Source organism: Brevundimonas sp. UBA7838 (assembly GCF_002500885.1).
In the GTDB taxonomy this organism is placed as follows: domain Bacteria; phylum Pseudomonadota; class Alphaproteobacteria; order Caulobacterales; family Caulobacteraceae; genus Brevundimonas; species Brevundimonas vesicularis_C.
The window spans coordinates 1-429 of the sequence record NZ_DLTK01000152.1 but is presented as its reverse complement, the minus strand read 5'-3'; the positions used below and the strand labels follow the sequence as shown (position 1 = coordinate 429).

Genomic DNA, 429 nt, shown 5'->3' with positions numbered 1-429 from the left:
CCGCGAAGCGGTGGAGGGGGCTGATCGCGCACCTGCCGATGAATATGGTCCACAACAGCAGCCAGTTCGCTCAAAACATCGCGCGCCGGAATACGAAGGACGGAAATGCCGCGTGCGTTGAGCCATTCTGTCCGCCGGTTGTCGTGCTCCACCGCCTCAGCTTGGGAATGGCTTTCGCCGTCCACCTCGACCGCAAGGCGAGCGTCCTCGCAATAGAAGTCCAGAATGTACGGACCGATGGGGTGCTGGCGGCGAAAGCGAATGCCGTCGAGCCGGCGCCCTCTGATGTGCTGCCACAGGAGAACTTCCGGCAGGGTCATCGTGCGGCGCAGGTCGCGGGCGCGGGCGACGGTTTTCTTAGGTGCGTAGGTCATTTGCGTCATGGACCGCATACGCGGCCGGCCCCCTCCACCGCTTCGCGGGATCGGA

The 429-nt window shown here is 64.3% G+C and carries 1 protein-coding gene; it reads right to left on the bottom strand.

Going from position 1 to position 429, the window contains the following annotated elements:
• On the bottom strand, positions 1-374 hold a 374-nt coding region (locus B3T77_RS15625), incomplete at its 3' end, for an endonuclease domain-containing protein (protein ID WP_292080753.1).
• Positions 375-429 lie beyond the last annotated feature (55 nt).